Source organism: Bacillus sp. BC05(2025), from assembly GCF_056725905.1.
This window is the reverse complement of the sequence record NZ_JBWYRA010000003.1, coordinates 82,070-101,749: the sequence shown is the minus strand read 5'-3', so window position 1 is coordinate 101,749 and position 19,680 is coordinate 82,070. Positions and strand designations below refer to the sequence as shown.

Genomic DNA, 19,680 nt, shown 5'->3' with positions numbered 1-19,680 from the left:
TCATCACCTCTGTTAGCACTCTTTGTCTTCGAGTGCTAAATCTATTAATAACTTACCAAAATTGACATTCAATTGTCAACGGAAACGTCACGAAATAATGAAACTTTTTCACGTTAATGAAACATTTAATTAGTCAATCAAAAATGATTGGAATACTTCATTCCCCAATAATTTTCCCTTTCGCGTTAAACGAACATATCCATCGCTCTCTTCAAGCAATCCTTGTTCTTGGTTGTTTTGTAACTGCTTCGCGAAAACTTGATCCATCTCCATACTAAATTTCTTTTGAAACGCTATTTTAGATACACCTTTTGTTTTTCGAAGCCCTAAGAATAACTCTTCTTCCATTTTTTCTTTCTCCGTCACCATGTGAACATCTAAATACGGAAATCCAGTTTCATCAATTTTATTGAAGTATTGCTTGAGCGGTCCCACATTTTGAATACGTTCCCCATTTACATAACTATGCGCCCCAGCTCCAAATCCATAATACTCTTCATTATTCCAGTATGTGAGATTATGTCTACTTTCATTATCACCTTTTGAGAAATTACTAATTTCATACTGGCTATAGCCATGTTTCTCCATTTCATCCATTACCATTTCGTACATTTTCGCTTCATGGTCTTCACCTGGAAGTCTTAATTTCCCTTTATTCATTAAGTTATAAAATACCGTTTTTGGTTCCACGATTAATGAATATGCCGAGAAATGTTGTACACCAAGCGTAAAAGCAATGTCTAATGTTTCTTTTACGTCTTCTATCGTCTGCCCTGGCAGAGCGTAAATAATATCTACATTTATATTTTTAAAGCCTACTTCCTGCGCTTCTCTAATTGCTACAAATGCATCTTCCCTCGTATGCTTACGTCCAATTTTCTCAAGCAATTCATCTCGAAATGTTTGCACACCAAAACTAATTCGGTTCACTCCACCTTCTAGTAACAGATTTAACTTCTCTTTCGGCAAATCACCCGGATTCGCTTCAAATGTTAATTCACAATTCGGGGCAAACGGACGTAAACGACGATTTATAATATCTAATAATTTCTTTGTCTGCTCCATATTTAATGCTGTCGGAGTTCCTCCACCAACAAAAATCGTTTTTATACTATCAAACGGTACTTTTTGAACTGTATTTATAATTTCTCTCTCTAAATACTCTAAATATTGATCGACTGGCTGGCGTTCAATAAACACTTTATTAAAATCACAATAGTGACAAATATGCTGACAAAACGGAATATGAATATATGCAGCTTGCACCAAAAATAACTCCTACCTTTCTAAAAAGAAAACCTCCGCGCTCGGGAGGCTTCCTTTACTTCTCTAACGTATTACGAATTTGTTCCATTCGCATTTTTCCCCAATCATACATCATTTCAACGATTGGTAAAAGCGACATGCCTAATCCCGTCATATAATATTCCACTCGCGGAGGAATTTCTGGGTATACCGTTCGATCAACAATCCCATCTTCCATTAACTCTTTTAATTGGTTTGACAAAACTTTATGAGAAATGCTTGGAAATAATCGTTGTAATTCACTAAAACGATGAGGCCCTTCCACACCAAGATGCCACAATATTACAACTTTCCACTTTCCACTAATAATAGAAAGCGTCAATTCCTTTTCACAATTAAAATTGCCATTTTGTATTTTTTCTTGAATATCTTTTCGAATATTTTCGGACATTAACAAACTCCTAACTCTATATGAACTAAAAAGCTCTCTCACTATTGTAATTGAGAGAAGCTACGTTGTCTAAAAAGTAATGATATAAAAAAAGAAGCCGTATAAAACGACTTCTTTTTTTATATCAATTCACATGAAATAACGATCGATTATTAGTTGTCATCCATTTTCAGTACAGCCATGAATGCTTCTTGCGGTACTTCTACAGAACCAACAGACTTCATACGTTTTTTACCTTCTTTTTGCTTATCAAGAAGTTTACGTTTACGAGAAATGTCACCACCGTAACATTTCGCAAGTACGTTTTTACGCATCGCTTTAATTGTAGAACGCGCTACAACTTTGTTTCCGATCGTCGCTTGAATTGGTACTTCGAACTGCTGTCTTGGAATTAAATCTTTTAATTTTTCTACAATCACTTTACCACGGTCATACGCTGAATCACGGTGTACAATAAATGATAGGGCATCGACTTGTTCATTATTTAAAAGAATATCCATTTTCACAAGTTTAGATGGTTTGTAGCCAATTAACTCGTAATCAAATGATGCATATCCTTTTGTGTTTGATTTCAATTGATCGAAGAAATCATATACGATTTCTGATAACGGGATTTCATATGTTAATGTAACACGTGTTTCATCTAAATATTGCATATCAATAAACGTTCCACGTTTACCTTGGCAAATTTCCATTACAGCTCCAACGTAGTCATTTGGAACCATAATTGAAGCCTTCACAAACGGCTCTTCTACACGATCGATAGACTGTGGATCTGGCATATTAGATGGGTTATCAACAATAACATCTTCACCGTTTGTTAAATAAACTTTATAAATAACGCTTGGCGCCGTTGTAATTAAGTCAATTTTAAATTCACGTTCAATACGCTCTTGAATGATTTCCATGTGAAGAAGTCCTAAGAAACCACAACGGAAACCAAATCCTAGCGCTTGAGATGTTTCTGGTTCAAACTCAAGAGCAGAATCATTTAACTCTAATTTTTCTAATGCATCACGTAAATCATTGTAACGTGCAGAATCAATCGGATATAAACCACAGAATACCATTGGATTTAATTTACGGTAACCTGCTAACGGCTCTGCAGCTGGACGTTTCGCATGTGTAATCGTATCACCAACGCGTGTGTCACCAACATTTTTAATCGATGCTGCTAAGAAACCTACATCACCTACTGTTAACTCATCACGTTGCGTAGTTTTCGGTGTGAATACACCTACTTCTGTTACTTCAAACTCTTTTCCAGTTGCCATCATACGTACTTTATCGCCAACTTTTACCGTTCCGTTAACAACACGAATATATGCAATTACACCGCGGTATGGATCATATAAAGAGTCAAAAATCATACATTGTAACGGCTCTTCTGAATCTCCTGTTGGTGCTGGTACTTTTTCAACGATTTGTTCTAAAATCTCTTCAATACCAATCCCAGCTTTTGCAGAAGCAAGTACAGCTTCTGATGCATCTAAACCGATTACATCTTCTACCTCTTGGCGTACACGCTCTGGGTCTGCACTTGGTAAATCGATTTTATTAATAACTGGTAAAATCTCTAAATTGTTATCAAGCGCTAAGTATACGTTCGCTAACGTTTGCGCTTCAATACCTTGCGCTGCATCTACTACAAGAATCGCACCTTCACAAGCCGCTAAACTACGAGATACTTCGTACGTAAAGTCGACGTGTCCTGGTGTATCAATTAAGTGAAGAATATATTCTTCACCGTCTTTTGCTTTATAGTTTAACTGTACTGCGTTTAATTTAATTGTAATACCACGCTCACGCTCTAAATCCATAGAGTCAAGCAACTGAGCTTTCATTTCACGTTGTGTTAACGCGTTTGTTTTCTCTAAAATACGGTCTGCTAACGTTGACTTTCCGTGGTCAATATGAGCAATGATAGAGAAGTTACGAATTTTGGACTGTCTTTTTGCTCTTTCTTCTTTGTTCATCTATGTTCTCAACTCCTAATAGTCTCGCCAATATACACTAGCACTGATTATATCAATAGAGCAGCAAAGATTCAATGAAAACTCGTGCTGCTTACAATACAAATCATTCTATCTATATCTTATGCGAACAAACCATAAGAGACAAACCTTTTTCAAATTAAAAAACGGCTGTCTTACAAATCTGTAAAACAGCCGTCCCCGTTTGACTCTTAACTAAAAATTTCTTTTACTTTCCCGACAACTATGTCTGTTCCAAACTTTGTTATTTCATAGGCAACACTTGCTATCGCCATACCCATTCCTTCTACAACATTAAAACTTCTTAAGCTTTCTAATTGTTTTTGTTTTTCAGTAGCGGAAAACGAACCCTCCAAAATCTCTGACTCAGTAGCCTCGCCTTTTGTTCCTGTCATATGTGCGATTTGTTCATACGACATTTGCTGATAACCTTTCATACTTTTCAAACCGTGATTAGCAAGTGCCACCCCCGCTATCACCATAAGTAAGCATATGGCCGCACTACATATACATAAAAGCGAAAAGCGGCTTAAATGATTATCCTCTCTCCCCATCAATGTGTGTATGCTCCTGTATTATCTTGGTCAATTTGATGATGCAGTGCTGCATTTAAACCACTTGCTATTACATTTGCCATATCCTCTATAAAAGCATCCACTTCTTTCGGAGTCACCATTAAATTATGACCTAGAGGAGATAACACTTCATAAATTAATTTCCTCTTCTCCTCATCTTCCAGTGTACCTACAGCACCTAAAAACATATTTCGGCTCTTTTCATCCGGCATATCTTCTTCTGTTAATTTTTTCTTTTCTCCAAATGTAAAACCAGCCGGTAACAAAGATCGGGAAGGTTTGTTACCTTCTTTCATCTCCCTGCCAAAATGTTTCAAAATAAAATCAATTGTATCGCTTGTAATCGAAACGGCATCCACCACAGTCGGAACGCCAATTGCGATTACAGGAATTCCTAATGTTTCTTTACTGAGTTCCTTACGTTTATTCCCAACACCCGACCCAGGGTGAATTCCTGTATCAGAAATTTGTATCGTACTATTTACCCTTTCAATAGAACGAGCAGCTAATGCATCAATTGCAATGACAAAGTCTGGCTTTGTCTTCTCAATGATTCCATAAATGACATCGCTCGTTTCAATTCCTGTAATCCCCATTACCCCCGGCCGAATCGCACTAACAGGCCTAAACCCTTCTTCTACGCTTTCAGGCTGCAATTGAAACAAATGTCTCGTTACTAATACATTTTCTACAACTATTGGTCCAAGCGCATCGGGCGTTACATTCCAATTTCCCAGACCAACAATTAAACAACTCGCTTCTTTCGTAACGCCAACCTCTTCTAAGAAATACGAAAATTCTTTTGCAAAAATACGCTCTACTTTTTGTTGCAATTCTGTATCTTGTTGACGTATCCCTTGTACTTCAAGCGTTAAATAATTTCCAGGTTTTTTACCCATCGATTCAGAGGCAACTTCATCAATCGTTACTTTCGTAATGGTAATACCTTCTTCTTCCCTCTCTTTTACAATAACTCCTTGTATTCCTTGTTGCTCTTCTTGACGCTCTTGCAACATTTGATGTGCCTCTACAGCAAGGTCCGTTCTAACACTATATTTACTTAAATCTAATGGTTCTTTCATCGTATCTCCTCCGTAATTCATAGTAAATATCGTTAGATTTCCCAAAGTTATATAAGGTCATTCTTTCCTTTACGTGAAATTTCATGGATATACTATTGCAATTCTCTTCACCGTTTGATAGAATATCACTTGTTCTATGTTATGAATCGAGTCATTCGATTGCACCAGGGAGGTGAAAAGTATGGCAAACATCAAATCTGCTATCAAACGCGCTAAACTTAGCGAAGAGCGTCGTGCACATAACGCTTCTATCAAGTCTGACATGCGTTCTGCTGTTAAAACTGTTGAAGCTTTAGTTACTAATAACGATCTTGAAAATGCTAAAGAAGCTTTCAAAACTGCTTCTAAAAAACTTGACAAAGCAGCTCGTAAAGGTCTTATCCACCAAAACGCTGCAGCTCGTCAAAAATCTCGCTTAGCGAAACAAGTAAACGCGTAAGGCGTTTAAAAAACGATCCAAATGGATCGTTTTTTTATATACAAAAAAGTTCACTTGCTAAGCACGTGAACTTTTTTGTTCCATCACATATGATTTAACCGCATTAAGAAAAACTCAAGTACAAGTTTCTTATCCATTTTTCCAGTTTTCATACTATAATCAGCTTCCGCTAATTCTATAATTACTTTTTTTAATTCTTCAAAAGAGAAAAACTTCGTTTGATTCATCGCTAACTTTACACGATATGGATGCACACCAATATGAGACGCAATTTGATTCTGCCCATAACCACGCTGCTGTAACTCTTTCACTTGATGCAGCAAACGGAATTGACTTACTAATAATGCAAGCAATTTAATAGGTTCCTCCTGCTGCGTAAATAATCCATCCAAAATTTGCATCGCACCCGCGATATCTTTTTTTACCACTTTTTCTGTCAAAGCAAACACATTTTGTTCAACTGATTTTGGCACAAGCTCTGCAACGAGTTTCGATGTAATCTCTCCGCCCATACCGACATATAACGTTAACTTGTCCATTTCTTTCGCCAACATCGTTACATTGCTTCCTACAAGCTCTAACAATAAACTAACAGCTGAATGATCAATATGTACATGCACTTCATCTGCACGAGCAACAATCCACTTCTGAACATCTTGCACTTGCATTGCATTCGCTTCTATTACATCCGCTGTTTTCTTTAATAGTTTTGTAATTTTTTTTCGTTCATCAAGCTTTTCGTAAGGTGCAACAAAAACAAGAATAGAAAACGGAGAAGGCTCTCCAATATATTCTTCTAAAATTTTTATATTTTGTTCTAACTTTTCTTTTTGTGAAGTTAAAAATAGTGGTGATTTTATTAATAGTACTTTACGCTCTCCGAAAAAAGGCAGTGTACGTGCATCCTCAACCACATCTTCTAAATACGCTTCTTCTAAATCATATGTCACGACATTAAACTCGCGATCTTCCTCTTCAAGCGCTTCTGTTGTAATAAGCTTTATCGTTTCATTTATAAAAAACGCTTCCGTTCCATACAGTAAATACAACGGAGCAAACTGCTTCTTTTTTATCTTTTTATGTATATCACTCATACTTTTTCCTACTCCCTAACTTGGCAATATATATTTATACTAATGCCCTAGCTATTGTTTTACAAGTACAAAGGAACAGGCTGTATAACCCGTCCCTTTATTTATATTAAACGCCACGCAATAAGCCCCGGGTTTCTTATTGGTGTGCGGTAATCACCTTCCCTTTATTATTCACAATAAAAATTCGAGTATAAGTGCCAACTGTTAACATGCTTGGAAACAAAAAATTAACGTTACTTCATAATCTAAAAATAGTAAAAACGCTATATTTCTCTTCATATGGAAATTGTAGATTTTTTTCTGACAATATTTTATACTAAAGTGGAATGTTGGGGAGGGATTCTAAATGAATGATTTTGAACAAAATGTTCAAAGCAAACGCAATGACGCTATTGATTCAGGGGTAGGATTTATCGTCTCATTTGGTTTTTTCGCAACACTTTTCATCATTGCAACTGTTATTAAATTTATTGGTTCTTAAAGACTGCTGCTTACTGGCAGTCTTCTTTTTTATCGATTATGTGTTTCATCATATGTGATTTTGCTACGAAAGGTTCCGTTTTCCCCTTTAAAAACATAGGAAATAGCCCCTTGCTTATCCGTGCGCCATATTTCAATCCCCATCTTCTCAAAACGCTCTATAACTTCCTTATGGGGGTGCCCATACCTATTACGCTCACCGACAGAAATAATCGCTATATTAGGCTGTACAGCGCCTAGGAAAGGTGTTATAGATGACGTTTTACTCCCATGATGAGCAACCTTTAAAACATCCGCCCTTAACTCTGGATACGTAGCTACTAAAAGCTTCTCTCCTTCTTCTTCTAAATCACCTGTAAACAACCACGTTAGCCCTCCTACTTTTGCCCACATTACAATTGAAGCGTTATTTTCACTGCTCTCCTTTCCTGCTGGTGCTAATACGAAAAATTCCGCTCCGTTTATGCTCCAACTTTCCCCTCCTCTCACTTCTCTTATTTTCACTTCCTTTTCTAACGCCTGTTTCTTTACTACTTTTTCTAATTCCGTATCTTGTTCCTTTCGGCCAAATACGACTTCTTTTACGGTTATATTTGATAATAACTCTTGCGCAGCACCTATATGATCCGCATCTCCATGCGTTACGATTAATTTATCGATTTTTTTAATACCTTCCTTTTGTAAATAAGGAATCAAAATATCATTTCCAACAGAAAATTCATGCTTTTTCCGTTGCCATTCTTCCTTGTTTACACGAATTGTTCCACCAGTATCAATGAGGTAAATCTCTTTATCGTATGGGAGACGAATTAATATCGCATCTCCCTGTCCAACATCAAGAAATGTAACACTTCCACTTTCCCGAAAATACGGATATATATAATGACATGTACTAATAAAAAGAAATATCCCCGAAGCTACACACATAATTCCTTTCGGCATTCGCCTTTCCCAAACTATCAATATACTAATCATACTAACGCAATATAGGGCTACAAGAAGTATAGGTGTTTGCCCGAAATTAAGACTGGTAAATGGTAAACTTTCACAATAACTTAAAACATCATTAGAAAGATTCAAACCTATTGATAGTACATTCGCAAGTCCTTTTGCAAAAAACGGGATAATCGGTATACATATTAAAATAACGATACTACACGGCAATACAATGAGGGATAAAAACGGAACGTATAGGATATTAAGAAAAATACTATATGGAGAAAAATAACCGAAGTGATATAACAAAATTGGGGTACTAACAAGTTGTGAAATAAGAGAAATGTAAATAGAATTTCGAATCAATCCATTACTACTCTCTAGTAAAAGCGGGGCAGATAACAGTAAAGCAAAACTACCAACGAAAGAAAACTGAAAACCAATATTAAACAGAAGATACGGATCAAATATAAGCATACATATAGCTGTTATACTTAAAGCATCTAAGCTAGATAAACGAATAGAGTACATAAAAGTAATTAACATTAACACTCCTGTTATAGAGGCTCTTATAACAGACGGTGACGCTCCTGCTAAAATCATATATAGAGGAATACAGAAGATAAGACATACTGTTGCTACCTCCCTCGTCACACCACTTCTCAGCAAAATGAAATACACGATCGCCATTAACAATACGATATGTGAACCTGAAATCGCCAACAAATGCACAAGACCAAATTGTTGATATTGCTCTTCAACTTCAAATGTCATTTGTTGTCTATCACCAAATACTAACGCATTCATAAAAGCGCCTGATTGTTCTGGAAACATTTCTGTAACGCCCGAGATTGCTTGCTGTCTCAACAGAAGAATCCATTGCACGAGTGACAACGATGTTTTATGGCATTCAGAAATATATGTCGCTTCCAATATGAAATGAATGTTTTGCTTATACAAATAATCACGATAATTAAAACCATGAAAATTCCGAGCTATTGGCGGGGCTTTCCTCTCACCTTCGAATACACATGATACTCCTGCATGTAATTTTCGTAGTTGTTTCTTTTCTGAGGCTGATTTAATTTTGTAACTTAACTGCACTATATTTTCATTCTGATCTTCAACTTGAAATGATAGACGATCCCCGTTAATAAGAGGTGTATTGTGTATCACTCCTCTTGTAGCTTCGTAGGATTCTCCTAGAGGCTTGTTTTGCCCTTGAACATACGTAGTGTACATAGCGCCGCTAAAACACGCTACCATACAATAAAAAAAGGTTTTACGCGAAGTACGATACAAACAAAAGAAAACATATAGTCCGAGACAACAAGTCAGCAATAAAACCGAAGAGGAGAAGGCAATTGCAATCCCTATTATAAATGAGATTGCAACATAGCCCCATTGTCCTTGCAACTCATACTCACTCCTTATAGCATCATTTTTGCTTTCGTGAATACATGCTGTAATTCTTCCATTGATAAGTCCTCTTTTTCTAAAGATGCGAATAGTTCTTTTAACTCCATATGGCGCTTTTGATCCTCTAATGCTGCAATATCATATTCTAGCGGAACATGTTTCACTGTTACATTCGCTTTTTCAAATAACTCTATGGCATATGGATGATTTTTATAATCCTGCGCATAATAAACTGCCGTAATCCCACTTTGAATAATTGCCTTACAGCACTGTAAACAAGGAAAATGCGTAACATAAATTTCTGCTTCCTCTGTTTTCACACCAAACTTTGCACATTGTAATAAAGCATTCATTTCTGCATGAATTGTACGAACACAATGATTATCAATAACGTAGCATCCATCATCTATACAATGTACGCCACCTTTAATTGAACCATTATATCCACCAGCAATAATTCGTTTATCACGAACGATTGTCGCCCCTACTGCAAGCCTTGTACATGTACTACGTAAAGATAGCAAATGGCTTTGCGTCATAAAATATTGATCCCATGAAATTCGTTCCATATTCTTCACCTACTTTTTTGTCTACTTGTAGTGTAGCGAATGAAGAAAAACTTCGTCAATCTTTTACGGAATAATAATTTGATCTTTTATTTTTTCCAATGACTTCACACCAATCCCGTCAATCTCTAACAAATCTTCTATTTTCTGAAACGGACCATGTTCCTCTCGATATTTCAAAATACTTTCCGCTTTCCGAGAACCGATACCTGTAATTTTTTCAATTTGTTCTTTAGAAGCTGTATTTATTTGAACTTTGCCCTCTCCCTTTGAAACAGCAGCTACTTCTTGCGCTGGTTCGTTTTTATTCGGTACGTAAAGAATCATTTGGTCTTGTACCATTTGGGCTAAATTCACCTTCATCCTATCTGCCTCGGGCAAAAAACCACCTGCCTTTTCAATGGCATCCTTGACCCGGTCTCCTTCTTTCATTTCATACACTCCCTCTTTAACAACAGCTCCTTTCATATCAATTACAATTATTTTTTTCTGTTGCTTTGTATCCGATATTTTCGGTTTACTTTTTTTCTCTATCTCTTTCACTTGCACATCCGTTGCAATGGCTGACCGCTCTGTATGCTCGTTCGCTTTCCAAACAAGAAAAAAAAGTAAAGTTCCCATAATAGCTACTAATCCTAACCATTTCTTTGGAAAATCCCACATCATTTTTCACCTCTAATCATAAATTTATAACATCATTCATATTGTTTAGGAGAAAGCTGTTACGAAGGAGGGATGAAACATTGAACATAGGAATTATAGGGACAGGAAACATGGGGAATATACTAATCGATGCATTTTTAGAAACCCGTGCTGTCAAACCTTCGTGCCTTACAATCATTAATCGAACACCCGCCAAAGCATATCATATAAAGGAAAAATACCCTTCTGTTCATATAGCCAAAACTATTGATGAGGTAATTGAACGATCACATCTTATTTTTATTTGCGTAAAGCCGATAGATATATACCCGATTCTACAAAAATACGCTGAACATTTTTCTGATGAAAAGTGCTTAGTTTCTATCACAAGTCCAATATCTCCATCACAATTAGAGACACTTGTACCTTGCCATGTTGCCCGTATTATTCCGAGCATTACAAACCGCGCCCTATCTGGCGCATCACTATTTACATTCGGAAGTAAATGCTCTGAAGAGTGGCAACAAAAACTATTTCGCCTATTCAAAAACATTTCTACTCCCCTTGTAATAGAAGAAGATATAACGCGCGTTTCATCTGATATAGCAAGCTGCGGCCCTGCATTCTTTAGTTATTTATTACAATGTTTCATTAACGCTGCTGTAGATAAAACAAATATTACACATGAAGAAGCCACTACTTTAGTAAGTGAAATGGTCGTCGGAATGGGTAAACTACTCGAAAAAGGGATTTTCACATTGCCTACTTTACAAGAAAAAGTATGTGTTAAAGGCGGCGTTACAGGAGAAGGTATTCGTGTTTTAGAAGAACATGTTGGGGATATGTTTCACAAATTAATTGAGCGGACACACGAAAAATTTGATGAAGATTTAAAATGCGTTGATCAGCAATTCAATAAACACACATAATAAATACGTCATCGTCATTCCAAATCCTTTTTATAAATACTTAATTTTTTCACACTACAACTTCACTTAAACTAGCATTTTCACAATTCACGTATAACACCTTCTAATTATGCTAGAACGAAAAGTACATCTTCTTTACAAAACAAAAGCAACCTTCTCGGTTGCTTTTGTTTTATCCCTCTATTTGCCGGGCAGTAGTAGCCCGCTGATTAAAGTTTTACTTTACCCGTTTTTCTTCGCCATGAAGAAAATACGCTCTGTTTGCTCTGTAACTTCAAGTCGTTCAAAGTCACCAGTTACGCGAAGCACTGTAAAACCAGCTTCTTCAAGCCATTTCGTTAACTCTTCAACCGGATATGCACGTTGCACGTGACATTCGTCAAAACGATGGTACACATCTTCCTCTGGATCTTGAACAAAGAATGTTAGATCATGTTCTACACTATTTGATTCTTCACCAGGGAAGCAATTCCAAATAAGAGATATTTCTTCTCCATTCACTGTATATGTTTCATTTTGAAATACATGATGTATTTTATATAAAGAATGTACATCAAATAAAAACAAACCATCTTGACGTAAATGGTGAAACACTCTCCGGAATGTTTCTTGCACTCCATCTTCTTGCAATACATAATTTAATGAATCACAAAAGATCGTTACACAGTCAAACTCACCCGGAACATCAAGCTCTCGCATGTCTTGTTGGTAAAAAGGAATAAAATATCCTTCTCCGCCTAGTTTTTGCTGAGCAACTGCTAACATTTCTTCTGAAAGATCGACACCGATTACATCGTAACCTTTTTGTACAAGCGGAAGCGTTACATTACCAGTACCGCATGCTACATCAAGAATCTTTGCCTCTTTCATATCCGCTTGCTGCAAGCTTTCCTCTGTGAATTCTACCCATTTATCATAAGGAACATCATTCATTAGTTCGTCGTACAGCAATGCAAATTGTTCGTAATTCATTGGCCTAACTCTTCTGTAATATCTTCACGCGGCACATCGCCCCATAGACGCTCTAAATTATAGTGATTACGCTCATCTTTATGGAATACATGAGCAACTACATCTCCAAGGTCAACTAATACCCAGCGCGCTTCGTCAAAACCTTCCATACGTTGTACGTCGATTTGGAACTCGTGTGCTTTTGCTTTAATTTCACGTGCAATTGCTTGCACTTGCTTATCTGAGTTACCGTGACAAATAATGAAATAATCTGCAATTGGTGAAATACCTTGCATATTTAGGACAACCATATCTTCTGCTCTCTTATCATCAGCTGCTTTTGCCGCTAATACTAATAAATCTTTATCTTTCATTTACTCATTTCCTCCTTGATAACTGCGTTGTATGTTTGGAATGTTAATGGATAAATCGTTTGATCTTTTTCCATTAAAAATTGAATTGTTCTCTTTAACGCAAATAATAAAGCTTGATTTATATCCGTATATGCGAGTTTACGAGCTTCCTCCACTCCTGGAAACTTTCGACCAGGCTCAATGTAATCCGCTACATAAATTACTTTATCTAACATCGTCATTTTTTCATGACCACTTGTATGATATGTAATAGCTTGCAGGATTTCAGGATCCGTAATGCCTACTTCTTTTTCTACTAAGTATGCCCCAACAGGTGCATGCCATAACTCTTTGTTGTAACAAAGTAAATCTTTCGGCAAATCTTCACTGTTAATGATCTCTTCCATCTCTGAAATCGCTCTACACTTCGCATAATCATGGAATATAGCTGCAACTTCAGCCTTTTTTTCATCCACACCGTATAACTTAGCAAGTTCAATTGCTGTTTCCATTACACCAATTGTGTGTATATAACGTTTTTCATGCATTTGTTGTTTGACAATATGAAGTGCTTTCTCACGATTCATACAACCCATTCCTCTCAATATATACCTGTACTTTTTCAGGAAGTAAATATTTGCATGTTTTCTTCTCTTTATATCTCTCACGTAATAAAGATGAAGAAACTGCAAACTCCGGAATTTCCACTGTGGTGATAGGATAAGGTGTATGCAATGTATAACCAGGTCTTGCAACCCCAACAAACGTTACAAGATTAAGTAACGCCTCAATATTATACCACTTCTGTAAATACTCAACCATATCTCCACCAATAATAAAGTGAAACTGCACATCCGGATGTTTCTTCGTCAATTGTAGCATAGTGTCATACGTATAAGATGGGCCCTTCCTGCTTAGCTCTTCTAAACAAATAGAAAAATGTTCCTCTGCCTCAGTCGCAAGCTCTAACATTTGTAAGCGACTTTCTACACTTGTAATATTTCGCCCTTGTTTATGCGGCGGAATTTGGTTCGGTAAGAACCACACTTCTTCTAAATTCAAAGCGTGATATACTTCATTTGCAATGAGCAAATGTCCATAATGTGGCGGATCAAATGTACCGCCAATGATGCCAATTTTTCTCAAAAGAAACGCCCCTTCCTTTTACGTACAGCAACTCTCTTCGGTTAGGAATGAAGAGAGTTGCTATTAATAAAAGTTCAATTGGTTTCGCTCTCTACATCATTACGCATCAACAATAAAAATAGCGCATGCTAATCTTTTTATCGAGGAAGCTTAATTTGTTTATTTTCTCTTGACTCTTTGTATAAAACGATTGTGCTTCCAATTACTTGAACGATTTCAGCACGTGCACCTTTTGCAAGTTCTTCTGCAACTTCACGGCGATCGAATTCACAGTTTTGTAGCACACTTACTTTAAATAACTCACGAGCTTCTAAAGTATCTGCGATTTGTTTAATCATATTTTCATTTACTCCGCCTTTTCCTACTTGAAAAATCGGTGTTAAATGATGTGCTTGTGCACGTAAAAATCTTTTTTGTTTTCCTGTTAACATATATGTTAGCCTCCAAGCTTTCTTATAACTAATTGTTTCATTCGTTCGATATTTGGCGCGCGTCCCGTCCACATTTCAAACGCAAGTGCACCTTGATAAACAAACATATCAATACCATTTTGAATGATTGCACCTTGCTCTTTCGCCTCACATAAAATTTTCGTTTCAAATGGATTATAAATTATATCTGATACAATCGTTCCTTTTTTTAACGAAGAAATTTGTAAAGGCGCATGTTCGACACGTGGATGCATACCTATTGTTGTCGTCTGAATGATAATATCATAATTTCCTTGTTCTTCTGTTGCTTTTTCTAACGATAAAGCAACAGAATGAACAGTAGCCGTACATGCAGCAATAAGTTCTTTCGCCTTATCTACTGTACGATTAGCTACATCAATCTCCTTCACACCTACGTCAGCAAGAGAAAAATAAATCGCTCGACTAGCACCACCTGCGCCAAGTAATAAAATACGTTTCTCTTGAAGTGGTTCGCTACTAATGGACTGCAGTGCTCGGACAAAACCAATTCCGTCTGTATTGTAGCCAATCAACTTTCCATCCTTATGAACCACTGTATTTACTGCCCCAATTTGTTTTGCTAGCGGATCAATCTCATCCAAACAATCCATAATCGCAACTTTGTGCGGAGTTGTTACATTAAATCCTGAAATACCTAATGCTTTTAAACCTCTTACTGCTTCCCCTAGCTCTTCCTCTTTAACAAGAAAGGCATGATAATGGGCATCCATATTCAAGTGTTCAAATGCATCGTTATGCATAACGGGTGATAATGAATGTCCAATTGGATTTCCGATTACGCCATATAATTGTTTCATAAATCCCTCTCCATATTAAATTAAAGATTTACGCAATGAAACACTTACTCCTTTTGGTACGTGTGCAACAATTTTTGCTCCCGGTTCGTTTACAGTAACCCATCCTAATCCAGAGAATACAACATCCGTTTTTGGTTCGCGAATATTAAACTCGTATTTCACTAGCTCTGGCATATTTTCTAATTCTTCTGGTGTTGGTGGGCTTAGTAAATCTCCAGCATGATTTTTATACAATTCATCTGCTTTCTCAAGCTTTGTACGATGGATTGTTAAACGATTTGAGAAATGACAAGTAAATGCACGACGACCGCCACTTACATAATCAAAACGTGCCAGTCCACTAAAGAACAATGTTTGTTCTTCATTTAATTGGAACACCATCGGCTTAATTTCTTTTGTTGGTGTAATAAGCTTTAAGCTTTGTTTTCCAACATAGTGAGCCATTTGATGGTGGTTAATAATACCTGGCGTATCATATAAAGAAGATTCTTCATCTAATGGAATATCAATTAAATCAAGCGTTGTTCCTGGGAAATGAGATGTTGTAATTACATTTTCAGTCTCATCACTAAATTCTTTAATCATACGATTAATAAATGTTGATTTCCCTACATTTGTACATCCAACAACATAAACATCTTTTCCACCGCGGTAATACTCAATTGCATCTGCCAGCTCAGCAATTCCTTGTCCCTTCGCTGCACTGATTAAAAAGACATCCTCTGGCTTTAATCCTAGCTGCTTTGCACTATAGCGCATCCAATGCTTTACTTTATCATGTTTTACTGACTTAGGAATTAAATCAGCTTTATTTCCAACAAGTAATACTTTATTATTTCCTACGAAACGATGTAAGCCAGGTAACCAGCTACCATTAAAGTCAAAAATATCTACAATCTTAACTACTAACGCATCCGATTTTCCAATTCCGTTTAGAATACGTAGGAAATCATCATCTGTTAATGATACATCTTGAATTTCGTTATAATGTTTTAAACGAAAACAGCGTTGGCAAATAACTTGTTCTTTTTCTAAAGATGAGGCAGGAGCATATCCCACTTCATTTTTATCTTCTGTTTGAATTTCTACACCGCAACCAATACATTTAATTGTTTCAGTCAAACTTTATTCCTCCCAGTTAATTAAACCTTTTTTCTTCATGTTTTTCATAATTCTTCGTTCAATTTTTCGATTAAAGCGCGTTACTAATCCGTCCGTTTGTGCTACCGGTACAACTAAAATTGTATGAAGTCCTACTCGATTTCCACCTAGCACATCCGTTAGTAACTGATCCCCAATTACTACAACTTCATCTGGCTGCAACTGCATCTCTTGTATCGCACGCTTAAACGCACGAACAAATGGCTTACGCGCACTATGAATAAATGGAATACCTAATGGATCAGCAAAGTCTTTCACTCGTTGCTCATTATTATTTGAAACGACCGTTACTTGAATGCCTTGCTCTTTCATTTTCAAAAACCATTCTTCAAGTTGTGGCGTTGCATTTGGACGATCCCATTCAATTAAAGTGTTATCTAAATCAGTAATAACGCCTTTAATACCACGCTTTTTCAAATCTTCTGGTTGAACATGATATACATTTTTCACGTATTCATTTGGTAAAAATAGTTTCAATTTCTTTCACCTCTTTGAGGAGTTTTCATAAAAATTTTTCGACAACATATTTCGATATATGACCTGTGGATAAAATTGTACACATTTTCCACATTAATTTTTCAGTCAATTTGGAATTTACTAACAATCTATACACATTTTATCCACCTAGGTATGTGGATAACCACTCGTTTGTGACTGTCATATTTTTTTGGTACATTAAATGCAACAACGAATCAATCCTTATATTATTAGGAGGTGACTCACCTTGAAAACAAAACATATGGAACAGTTATCTACTGAGTTACTCACTGAGTCTTATTATAAAGCAAAAGAACTAAAATTAAATCCCGACTTCATTTTACTTATAAAACAAGAAATTATTAGACGCTCATTAGAGGACAAGCTTGCCAAATCGTCTTGATTACATATAAAGTGAAATTTTAAATAGCTAACTTGTAAAAAGAGCCATCCCGCGATGGCTCTCGAATAAACAAGTACTCCCATCTAGGGAATTTCATCATTAAGCATCTTTGTCCATAACTCTTGCTTACAGTTATAAAATCTTTTCTATTTATGAGCCAATCGAGTAGCAATTTTTTCACCAAGGCGAAGCTCTTGTCCACTCTTTAATTGCTGCACTACTCTTATCATATCTTTTTCAAACAATAACACAACTGTTGAACCGAATGTAAAGTATGCCATTTCTTCACCTTTTTGAACAACGTCTCTTTCATGTAGCAGCTCAATACTATTAACAAACATAGCTCCTACTTTTACAAGCGCCATATGTTCACCGTCACTATTCACTTCTGTAACAGAGCGATAATTTTTTGACAACGGTTCTTTCCCGTATTCCATACCAGCTGCATTTACCGGATATGATTTTCTACCGAGTACAAATCTTTCAGTCACAGAACCAGAAAGCGGACTATGAATACGATGATAATGACTTGGGCTTAAATAAATAACCATGTATGTACCACCTGCATATCGCTGTGCACGCTCTTCATTACCTAGCATATCCACAATCGAATAACGCTTTCCTTTAATATCAAATGTTTTTGTGTCCTCAATAGGACCGTGATCAGCAAAAACACCATCAACAGGGCTAACGATACTCGATGCATCTGTATCAATACTACGCTTTCCTTCTTTTAGCTTACGCGTAAATAATTCATGCAATGTTCTATATTCCTTCAAACCCTTTTCCATCTCATCTTGATTAATTTGAAAAACTTTCGCATACGATGGAATAATGACAGAGCTTAAACGAGATTGTGCAAATTTACGTAATATATAAGAAGTAAAACGACCATTTGTAAGTTCGATCATAAGTCGATATAATGTACGTCGCAAATTGCGAAACCTCCTAATCAGTCTATAACTTTAGCTTCCCCTTCTTTTCCTTCTATATCATATGTAAAATTGGTTCTTATTCCCACATATCATATAGAACCGCTATATTATAAATGCGGAAAACTAAGTATGGTATCATTCTTAAATTGTTTAGCACCCTCTAATATTACAGATAGAATCCTTCATTTTCAACAGTGAACATGGATTTCTTCTGAACACAACTGTTTTTCTTTCCTGATTTCCAAAAAGAAAAGCAGCCCATTTTAAAATACGGCTGCTTGCAATATACATTATTCTTTCGCTTTTTTCTCTTTCTCTGCTCTTACAAATTCATGGAACATTTTCATTAAAGCGCGCTTTTCAATTCTTGATACGTAGCTTCTGGAAATACCGAGTGCCTTTGCAATCTCTCGTTGCGTTTTCTCCTTATCAAGTCCCAGTCCAAAACGCTTCACGATCACTTCTTTCTCTCGTTCGTCTAAAATATCGATATACTCTTTAATCTTTTCTAACTCCATACTAAGCTGGATCATATCAATTACATCTTCAGACTCTGATTTTAATATATCAATAAGCGATATCTCATTCCCCTCTTTATCTTGCCCGATCGGGTCATGAAGTGAAACGTCCTTTTTCGTCTTCTTTAGTACACGTAAATGCATCAAAATTTCATTTTCAATACAACGTGCTGCATACGTCGCAAGTTTTGTGCCTTTCCCTGCTGAATAGCTCTCGATCGCTTTAATAAGCCCGATTGTACCAATTGAAATTAAATCTTCTGCATCTTCCCCTGTGTTTTCAAATTTCTTAACGATATGAGCTACAAGCCGTAAATTATGTTCAATTAACAAATTCCTCGCTTGAGCATCACCTTGCTCCATTAACTCTAAGTACTTCCTCTCATCATCTGATGATAACGGCTGCGGAAACGCATTATTCTTCACATAAGAAACAAAGACAAACACTTCTCGAACCATATATCCAATTGCGGCGAATAGACTCAAACCTTTCACCCCCGCCAAAATAGTGGTCTTTACTAAGTGTATGTGGGCGTGAGGTTGTTTGTGTCTGTACAGTTTATTTATAAAACTCAACACTTCCAATATTTAAAATAATTTATCATTATATTATA

Annotated in this window: 23 protein-coding genes; 4 read left to right on the top strand and 19 right to left on the bottom strand. The window is 36.4% G+C overall.

Annotated features, from left to right (window positions below):
* Positions 1-129: 129 nt before the first annotated feature.
* The 5 genes from hemW to gpr all read right to left on the bottom strand — a co-directional run bounded on the left by hemW (position 130) and on the right by gpr (position 5,347).
* Positions 130-1,269, bottom strand: a complete 1,140-nt coding sequence (hemW, locus tag ACZ76X_RS11170; RefSeq protein ID WP_479850499.1) for a radical SAM family heme chaperone HemW — start codon at positions 1,267-1,269, stop codon at positions 130-132.
* A gap of 52 nt (positions 1,270-1,321) precedes the next feature.
* The gene (locus tag ACZ76X_RS11165; RefSeq protein ID WP_139866624.1) at positions 1,322-1,696 is read right to left on the bottom strand and encodes a winged helix-turn-helix transcriptional regulator; all 375 of its coding nucleotides are present in this window, start codon (positions 1,694-1,696) and stop codon (positions 1,322-1,324) included.
* A gap of 152 nt (positions 1,697-1,848) precedes the next feature.
* On the bottom strand, positions 1,849-3,672 hold the full coding sequence (gene lepA / locus ACZ76X_RS11160; protein WP_001030955.1) for an elongation factor 4: 1,824 nt from the start codon (positions 3,670-3,672) through the stop codon (positions 1,849-1,851).
* 209 nt (positions 3,673-3,881) lie between these two features.
* On the bottom strand, positions 3,882-4,244 hold the full coding sequence (locus tag ACZ76X_RS11155; protein ID WP_479850741.1) for a YqxA family protein: 363 nt from the start codon (positions 4,242-4,244) through the stop codon (positions 3,882-3,884).
* Positions 4,244-5,347, bottom strand: coding sequence for a GPR endopeptidase (gene gpr / locus ACZ76X_RS11150; protein ID WP_029439956.1), 1,104 nt, complete (start codon positions 5,345-5,347; stop codon positions 4,244-4,246). Before gpr ends, ACZ76X_RS11155 begins: the two co-directional genes overlap by 1 nt.
* 181 nt (positions 5,348-5,528) lie before the next feature.
* Between gpr and rpsT the strand changes: the two genes are divergently transcribed.
* Positions 5,529-5,786 carry a 30S ribosomal protein S20 gene (gene rpsT, locus ACZ76X_RS11145; RefSeq protein ID WP_001274011.1) on the top strand — a complete coding sequence of 86 codons (258 nt, stop codon included), beginning with the start codon at positions 5,529-5,531 and terminating at the stop codon, positions 5,784-5,786.
* An 83-nt stretch (positions 5,787-5,869) separates the two neighbouring features.
* On the opposite strand, the gene holA is transcribed toward rpsT, so the two are convergent.
* Positions 5,870-6,880, bottom strand: coding sequence for a DNA polymerase III subunit delta (gene holA / locus ACZ76X_RS11140; protein ID WP_479850498.1), 1,011 nt, complete (start codon positions 6,878-6,880; stop codon positions 5,870-5,872).
* A 346-nt stretch (positions 6,881-7,226) separates the two neighbouring features.
* Here holA and ACZ76X_RS11135 point away from each other — a divergent pair, with 346 nt between their 5' ends.
* The gene (locus ACZ76X_RS11135; RefSeq protein ID WP_000997609.1) at positions 7,227-7,361 is read left to right on the top strand and encodes a YqzM family protein; all 135 of its coding nucleotides are present in this window, start codon (positions 7,227-7,229) and stop codon (positions 7,359-7,361) included.
* A 29-nt stretch (positions 7,362-7,390) separates the two neighbouring features.
* On the opposite strand, the gene ACZ76X_RS11130 is transcribed toward ACZ76X_RS11135, so the two are convergent.
* The 3 genes from ACZ76X_RS11130 to ACZ76X_RS11120 all read right to left on the bottom strand — a co-directional run bounded on the left by ACZ76X_RS11130 (position 7,391) and on the right by ACZ76X_RS11120 (position 10,947).
* Entirely contained in the window at positions 7,391-9,712 is a 2,322-nt protein-coding gene (locus ACZ76X_RS11130) for a DNA internalization-related competence protein ComEC/Rec2 (protein WP_479850497.1), read from the bottom strand.
* 14 nt (positions 9,713-9,726) lie between these two features.
* Complete coding sequence (locus ACZ76X_RS11125) at positions 9,727-10,284, bottom strand: ComE operon protein 2 (RefSeq protein ID WP_479850496.1); 558 nt, start codon at positions 10,282-10,284, stop codon at positions 9,727-9,729.
* A gap of 63 nt (positions 10,285-10,347) precedes the next feature.
* A complete protein-coding gene (locus ACZ76X_RS11120) occupies positions 10,348-10,947 on the bottom strand; it encodes a helix-hairpin-helix domain-containing protein (RefSeq protein ID WP_479850495.1) in 600 nt (199 codons plus the stop codon).
* Between the two features lie 77 nt (positions 10,948-11,024).
* Between ACZ76X_RS11120 and comER the strand changes: the two genes are divergently transcribed.
* Complete coding sequence (gene comER, locus ACZ76X_RS11115) at positions 11,025-11,852, top strand: late competence protein ComER (RefSeq protein ID WP_098344846.1); 828 nt, start codon at positions 11,025-11,027, stop codon at positions 11,850-11,852.
* 222 nt (positions 11,853-12,074) lie between these two features.
* On the opposite strand, the gene ACZ76X_RS11110 is transcribed toward comER, so the two are convergent.
* The 8 genes from ACZ76X_RS11110 to ACZ76X_RS11075 all read right to left on the bottom strand — a co-directional run bounded on the left by ACZ76X_RS11110 (position 12,075) and on the right by ACZ76X_RS11075 (position 17,210).
* The gene (locus ACZ76X_RS11110; RefSeq protein WP_062923560.1) at positions 12,075-12,824 is read right to left on the bottom strand and encodes a class I SAM-dependent DNA methyltransferase; all 750 of its coding nucleotides are present in this window, start codon (positions 12,822-12,824) and stop codon (positions 12,075-12,077) included.
* Positions 12,821-13,177: a ribosome silencing factor gene (gene rsfS, locus ACZ76X_RS11105; protein WP_000653200.1), complete on the bottom strand. Its 357-nt coding sequence runs from the start codon at positions 13,175-13,177 to the stop codon at positions 12,821-12,823. The genes ACZ76X_RS11110 and rsfS overlap by 4 nt, the downstream gene beginning before the upstream one ends.
* On the bottom strand, positions 13,174-13,743 hold the full coding sequence (yqeK, locus tag ACZ76X_RS11100; protein WP_479850494.1) for a bis(5'-nucleosyl)-tetraphosphatase (symmetrical) YqeK: 570 nt from the start codon (positions 13,741-13,743) through the stop codon (positions 13,174-13,176). Before yqeK ends, rsfS begins: the two co-directional genes overlap by 4 nt.
* Entirely contained in the window at positions 13,733-14,302 is a 570-nt protein-coding gene (nadD, locus tag ACZ76X_RS11095) for a nicotinate-nucleotide adenylyltransferase (protein ID WP_479850493.1), read from the bottom strand. The genes yqeK and nadD overlap by 11 nt, the downstream gene beginning before the upstream one ends.
* Positions 14,303-14,439: 137 nt before the next feature.
* Positions 14,440-14,733: a ribosome assembly RNA-binding protein YhbY gene (yhbY, locus tag ACZ76X_RS11090; protein WP_000955224.1), complete on the bottom strand. Its 294-nt coding sequence runs from the start codon at positions 14,731-14,733 to the stop codon at positions 14,440-14,442.
* Between the two features lie 5 nt (positions 14,734-14,738).
* Positions 14,739-15,572, bottom strand: a complete 834-nt coding sequence (gene aroE / locus ACZ76X_RS11085; RefSeq protein ID WP_479850492.1) for a shikimate dehydrogenase — start codon at positions 15,570-15,572, stop codon at positions 14,739-14,741.
* A gap of 15 nt (positions 15,573-15,587) precedes the next feature.
* Positions 15,588-16,694 (bottom strand): ribosome biogenesis GTPase YqeH, encoded by a 1,107-nt coding sequence (gene yqeH, locus ACZ76X_RS11080; RefSeq protein WP_000140795.1) that lies wholly within the window; start codon positions 16,692-16,694, stop codon positions 15,588-15,590.
* Between the two features lie 3 nt (positions 16,695-16,697).
* Positions 16,698-17,210, bottom strand: coding sequence for a YqeG family HAD IIIA-type phosphatase (locus ACZ76X_RS11075; RefSeq protein ID WP_074614814.1), 513 nt, complete (start codon positions 17,208-17,210; stop codon positions 16,698-16,700).
* A gap of 247 nt (positions 17,211-17,457) precedes the next feature.
* On the opposite strand from ACZ76X_RS11075, the gene sda reads away from it, so the two are divergent.
* Positions 17,458-17,613 carry a sporulation histidine kinase inhibitor Sda gene (sda, locus tag ACZ76X_RS11070; protein WP_000850093.1) on the top strand — a complete coding sequence of 52 codons (156 nt, stop codon included), beginning with the start codon at positions 17,458-17,460 and terminating at the stop codon, positions 17,611-17,613.
* A 146-nt stretch (positions 17,614-17,759) separates the two neighbouring features.
* Here sda and ACZ76X_RS11065 read toward each other — a convergent pair whose 3' ends face one another.
* Both ACZ76X_RS11065 and sigK read right to left on the bottom strand, forming a co-directional pair.
* Positions 17,760-18,548: a phosphatidylserine decarboxylase gene (locus tag ACZ76X_RS11065; protein ID WP_479850491.1), complete on the bottom strand. Its 789-nt coding sequence runs from the start codon at positions 18,546-18,548 to the stop codon at positions 17,760-17,762.
* Between the two features lie 290 nt (positions 18,549-18,838).
* The gene (gene sigK / locus ACZ76X_RS11060) at positions 18,839-19,552 is read right to left on the bottom strand and encodes an RNA polymerase sporulation sigma factor SigK (protein WP_000051382.1); all 714 of its coding nucleotides are present in this window, start codon (positions 19,550-19,552) and stop codon (positions 18,839-18,841) included.
* Positions 19,553-19,680 lie beyond the last annotated feature (128 nt).

Excerpts from the sequence above, each read along its gene's own strand:
- yqeK (WP_479850494.1), bottom strand. The coding sequence starts at position 13,743 with ATGAATCGTGAGAAAGCACTTCATATTGTCAAACAACAAATGCATGAA.
- ACZ76X_RS11135 (WP_000997609.1), top strand. The coding sequence starts at position 7,227 with ATGAATGATTTTGAACAAAATGTTCAAAGCAAACGCAATGACGCTATT.
- ACZ76X_RS11120 (WP_479850495.1), bottom strand. The coding sequence starts at position 10,947 with ATGATGTGGGATTTTCCAAAGAAATGGTTAGGATTAGTAGCTATTATG.
- holA (WP_479850498.1), bottom strand. The coding sequence starts at position 6,880 with ATGAGTGATATACATAAAAAGATAAAAAAGAAGCAGTTTGCTCCGTTG.
- ACZ76X_RS11165 (WP_139866624.1), bottom strand. The coding sequence starts at position 1,696 with ATGTCCGAAAATATTCGAAAAGATATTCAAGAAAAAATACAAAATGGC.
- lepA (WP_001030955.1), bottom strand. The coding sequence starts at position 3,672 with ATGAACAAAGAAGAAAGAGCAAAAAGACAGTCCAAAATTCGTAACTTC.
- ACZ76X_RS11155 (WP_479850741.1), bottom strand. The coding sequence starts at position 4,244 with ATGGGGAGAGAGGATAATCATTTAAGCCGCTTTTCGCTTTTATGTATA.
- aroE (WP_479850492.1), bottom strand. The coding sequence starts at position 15,572 with ATGAAACAATTATATGGCGTAATCGGAAATCCAATTGGACATTCATTA.
- gpr (WP_029439956.1), bottom strand. The coding sequence starts at position 5,347 with ATGAAAGAACCATTAGATTTAAGTAAATATAGTGTTAGAACGGACCTT.
- yhbY (WP_000955224.1), bottom strand. The coding sequence starts at position 14,733 with ATGTTAACAGGAAAACAAAAAAGATTTTTACGTGCACAAGCACATCAT.
- rpsT (WP_001274011.1), top strand. The coding sequence starts at position 5,529 with ATGGCAAACATCAAATCTGCTATCAAACGCGCTAAACTTAGCGAAGAG.
- ACZ76X_RS11110 (WP_062923560.1), bottom strand. The coding sequence starts at position 12,824 with ATGAATTACGAACAATTTGCATTGCTGTACGACGAACTAATGAATGAT.
- rsfS (WP_000653200.1), bottom strand. The coding sequence starts at position 13,177 with ATGAAAGATAAAGATTTATTAGTATTAGCGGCAAAAGCAGCTGATGAT.
- ACZ76X_RS11125 (WP_479850496.1), bottom strand. The coding sequence starts at position 10,284 with ATGGAACGAATTTCATGGGATCAATATTTTATGACGCAAAGCCATTTG.